The organism is Salinimicrobium oceani (genome assembly GCF_012037645.1).
Window position 1 is genome coordinate 1 of the sequence record NZ_JAAVJR010001072.1, and the last position, 365, is coordinate 365.

Sequence of the window (365 nt, forward strand, 5' to 3'; positions counted from 1 at the left end):
GATCCCGATTTGGTAGGGCTTTCCACCAACCTTAATTTAAGAACAAATAAATTCAACATTTTTAACACCACTGGATTCCGCTACTTCGATGCGCCCGGCAGCTCCTTTGCCGATACCCGTTATTTCGATTACATAAATGAGGATGGAGAACTGGTAACCCCCAGATTTGATCGAATAATTGAAGATCGCGAGATAGAAAGATTGAACCGTAACTTTAATACAAGTTTAGGTGTTGAATATTACCTAACGGACAGGTCTTCGGTTACTGCTACCGGTTTTTACAGATATGGAGAGGATGAAGATCTTACCACCAACTACAGCAGGATGTTTGAAGCCGGGATGAGATCCCAGGAATCCCGTAGGAT

The 365-nt window shown here is 42.7% G+C and carries 1 pseudogene; it reads left to right on the plus strand.

Annotated features, from left to right (window positions below):
• Positions 1-365: pseudogene (locus HC175_RS20830) on the plus strand (TonB-dependent receptor); the annotation flags it as partial.